General features: G+C 52.4%; 5 protein-coding genes. All 5 read left to right on the top strand.

Going from position 1 to position 3,425, the window contains the following annotated elements; all coding sequences use genetic code 11:
- Positions 1 to 692 (top strand): 2-oxoacid:ferredoxin oxidoreductase subunit beta (locus GX016_05630; protein HHT71039.1); only part of this gene is annotated, 692 nt, incomplete at its 5' end.
- Positions 689 to 1,237: a ketoisovalerate oxidoreductase gene (locus tag GX016_05625; protein ID HHT71038.1), complete on the top strand. Its 549-nt coding sequence runs from the start codon at positions 689 to 691 to the stop codon at positions 1,235 to 1,237. The genes GX016_05630 and GX016_05625, both read left to right, overlap by 4 nt.
- A 3-nt stretch (positions 1,238 to 1,240) precedes the next feature.
- Complete coding sequence (gene sucC / locus GX016_05620) at positions 1,241 to 2,386, top strand: succinate--CoA ligase subunit beta (GenBank protein ID HHT71037.1); 1,146 nt, start codon at positions 1,241 to 1,243, stop codon at positions 2,384 to 2,386.
- Positions 2,374 to 3,252, top strand: a complete 879-nt coding sequence (sucD, locus tag GX016_05615; GenBank protein HHT71036.1) for a succinate--CoA ligase subunit alpha — start codon at positions 2,374 to 2,376, stop codon at positions 3,250 to 3,252. Before sucC ends, sucD begins: the two co-directional genes overlap by 13 nt.
- The coding region (locus GX016_05610; GenBank protein HHT71035.1) for a 4Fe-4S dicluster domain-containing protein at positions 3,249 to 3,425 on the top strand (177 nt) is incomplete at its 3' end. The genes sucD and GX016_05610, both read left to right, overlap by 4 nt.

Below are 3,425 nucleotides of genomic sequence, written 5' to 3'. Positions count from 1 at the left end.
ATCTTAGTAGCATGGTTACCATCGGTGGTGTGGGCTGTACGGCTCGTATTCCCATCTACCTTAACACCGATGTCCTGCACGGGGTCCATGGGCGCACGCTGGCTTGGGCCACTGGAATCAAGCTTCATAAGCCGGAAACCCCCATCGTGGTGTTTGCCGGCGACGGCGATGCGGCTTCCATCGGGGCTAACCATTTGATCCAGGCAGCCCGTCGCAATCTAGACGTGACTGTTATTCTGGTAAATAACTTCAACTTCGCCATGACAGGTGGTCAAGTCGCTCCGACTACGCCGATCAATGCCACCACAACTACCACACCTTACGGCAGCATGGAACCGCCGTTTGATGTTTGCGAGCTGGCAGTGGCGGCGGGAGCAACTTACGTTAGCCGTTGGAACACCAGTCATGGGCCTCAGGCTATTCGGGCCATGAAGACTGCACTGACTCATCCCGGGTTTGCCCTAGTGGAAATAGTTTCCCAGTGCCCGACTCATTTTGGGCGTTACGTCCTCAAAAGCAGCAATCCCGCCGACTTAGTTAAGTGGATTGAAGATAACTCCGTACTCCTACGCGATGCCGACAAACTGACAGCAGAGGAAAGAGCTGGTGAGTTTGTCCTAGGCGAATTTGTTAACATCAAGCGCCCGGTGTTTACAGGTAGCACCATATACAAAGAAGGTGATAACGCATGAAGCCGATAAGCATTAGACTATGTGGCTTTGGCGGCCAAGGAGTTGTGCTGTCAGCAGTAATACTGGGTACGGCGGCTGTTACCAAGAGAGGACTGTACGCTGTTCAAACTCAATCCTATGGCTCTGAAGCCCGTGGCGGCCAATGCCAAGCCGAACTTATCATTTCTGATCAGCTAATTAACTCACCCATGGTGGATAAGAAGGACCTTCTCATTGCCTTGTCTCAGAGTGCGCTGGATCGTTACTTACCTAGTTTGCGTGCGGGTGGCACCTTGATCATTGATCCCCAGTTAGTAAAGAACACCCACAGCTGCCAAGAAAGAGTCATCCCGGTGCCAGCTACGGAGACGGCTGTCCATTTGGGTAGCAGAATCTCGGCCAATATGGTAGTCTTAGGCTTTTTACAACAAAGTACCGGCCTTTTAACCAAAGAAGACTTGGTTGCCGTTATCAAAGAGCTGACTCGACCGAGATTTTTAGACACAAATCTACGCGCAGTAGACGAAGGGATTAAACTCGCCCAAGGGGTAACGGTGGAGGTCTAATACATGAAGCTGTTTGAATTCCAGGCCAAGAGAATTTTCACCCAATATGGCCTACCAGTGCCGCAAAGTGATTTACTGCTGTCCTCACAAGATGTTCCCAAGCTACCCTTTCCCTTAGTCTTAAAAACTCAAGTTCTAACCGGCGGACGAGGTAAGGCCGGTGGCATCAAGCTCTGTTCAGAGAAAACAGAGCTGAGGGCTCTACTTACCCAGCTCTTTGACATGAAAATAAAAGACGATCCGGTCCGCGCCGTGCTAGCCGAAGAAAAGGCAGAGATTGCCCAAGAGTATTACCTTTCCATTGTCTTACAAGGCGGAACTGCCCGGCCGCTACTCATCGCCAGCCCTGCCGGCGGTATGGATATAGAACAAGTGGCGGCGCAAACGCCGGAGAAAATTATCAGAATCCCAATTGATCCTCTAATAGGACCACAAGACTACCAAATACGCTACTTAGCCAAACATCTAGGCTACCAAAGTAAAGGCGGGCTTAAGGACTTTATCTCTAAGCTTTATCAAGCATTCAGCGAGCTAGACGCTACTCTGGTGGAGATCAATCCCCTGGCCTCTACCGATGCGGGGCTACTGGCGTTAGACGGCAAAGTTACCCTGGATGACAAAGCCGATTTTCGACAAGGCGAATTATTGAAGGAGCTACGAGAAGAGCAGCAAGCATTACCGGGGGCTGATTCGACTCCAGCTCTTGGGAGCGAGGATACCATCACTTATGTTCCCCTGACCGGAACAGTAGGCCTTATCAGTGACGGTGCCGGTACCGGCATGCTTACCCTAGATCTAATCAAAGACGCCGGAGGCGAAGCCGCCAACTTCTGCGAGATGGGCGGACTTACTAGCCCCGAAGTTATGTACAAAGCCATGGAAACAGTACTCGCCGATCCCAATGTTAAGAGTTTGCTGGTAGTTCTCATCGGTGGCTTCAACCGCATGGACGAAATGGCCGAGGGTATTGTCAACTATCAACAAGCCCACGGACTCGAGATTCCGGTCATTGTCCGCATGTGCGGAACCATGGAAGAAGAGGGCAAAAAAATAATGGCCCAAGCCGGTATTCCTGCCTACGACGATTTGTTAGCGGCGATAGAGGCGGCAGTCCAGGGAGCGGAGGGTGACAGCAAATGGCAATCCTAATCGACGAAAATACCAAGGTGTTAGTTCAAGGCATCACCGGCCGCTCAGGGGCGCTTCAGACCAAAGTGATGAAAGAGTACGGGACCAAGATTGTGGCCGGTGTGACGCCGGGCAAGGGCGGCAACACGGTTGAAGGCATTCCGGTGTACGATTTTGTCGCCGAAGCCGTAGCCGAGCATGCAATTGATGCCGCCATCAGTTTCGTCCCACCCCGTTTTACCAAAGATGCTTGTTTCGAGATCATCCAGGCAGGGATAAAATTCCTGGTAATTACGGCCGAAGGTATACCGGATCACGATGTAGTAGATATACTGGCTTATGCCCAAGCCAACGGTTGTACAGTGCTAGGACCGGGTACCGCCGGCGTAATTTCCCCGGGGAAATGTAAACTGGGGGCCCATCCGCCCCGGATGTATATCCAAGGCAGCGTAGGCCTGGTGTCTAAGAGCGGAGCCTTGTCCTACGAGATCGGAAAAATGCTCACCGAAGCCGGCATCGGCCAATCCACTGTCCTGGCTATCGGCGGCGGCCCTATCTGGGGTTTGACGCAAAAAGAGGTCGTAGAACTGTTCGAACATGATCCCGAAACAGATATCATCGTCCTGGTGGGCGAGATTGGCGGCACCATGGAAGAAGAAGCGGCTGAATTCATAGCTGAGCAAGTGACCAAACCGGTAGTAGCCATGATCGTTGGCCGAGCAGCTCCTAAAGGGAAATCCCTAGGCCATGCCGGCGCAATCATCGAAGGCAACCGCGGCACCGCCCAAGCCAAGATTGAGGCTCTTAGCCAAGCCGGTGCCCACATCGCCCGTACCCCCCAGCAGATCGTCGACCTGATCAAACACATCCGAGGTGATGATAAGTGACTGTTCATATAGACGGTACCATCTGCAAAGGCTGCGCCCTTTGCCTCCACTACTGCCCGCGCGGCGTGTTCCAAATAACCGACCAGATAAACGAAAAAGGCTACAATATCGCCGGCGTAGCCCACCCGGAGAAATGCACCAAGTGTAAACTGTGTGAGATGAATTGCCCAGAT

The organism is Bacillota bacterium (assembly GCA_012837285.1).
In the GTDB taxonomy this organism is placed as follows: Bacteria; Bacillota; DTU030; order DUMP01; family DUMP01; genus DUNI01.
The sequence above is the reverse complement of the archived record's forward strand: the minus strand, read 5'-3'. Positions and strand labels throughout refer to the sequence as shown.